The 230-nt window shown below is 78.3% G+C and carries 1 protein-coding gene; it reads left to right on the top strand.

The window, feature by feature from the left end; translation table 11 throughout:
- Positions 1-50: 50 nt before the first annotated feature.
- On the top strand, positions 51-230 hold a 180-nt coding region (locus KVT14_RS21810; RefSeq protein WP_306795897.1), incomplete at its 3' end, for a sulfurtransferase.

Below are 230 nucleotides of genomic sequence, written 5' to 3'. Positions count from 1 at the left end.
TGTCCGACCCGGCGGGCCCCGACCCGTAGCCGCTCCCATCGCCCGGGGCGCTGGCCGCGGCGTCCGGCGCGCTGGGCGTCGGCGACGACACCCACGTCGTCGTCTACGACACCGACGGCTCCGCCTGGGCGACACGCGTCTGGTGGCTCCTGCGCTACCTGGGCCACGACCGGGTCTCGGTGCTGGGCGGCGGGTTGGCCGGGTGGCAGGCCGCCGGCTTCGGCACGGGC

The sequence above is a fragment of the Cellulomonas sp. GbtcB1 genome (assembly GCF_019091725.1).
Classification (GTDB): Bacteria; Actinomycetota; Actinomycetes; order Actinomycetales; family Cellulomonadaceae; genus Cellulomonas.
This window is presented reverse-complemented; position numbering and strand designations above follow the sequence as displayed.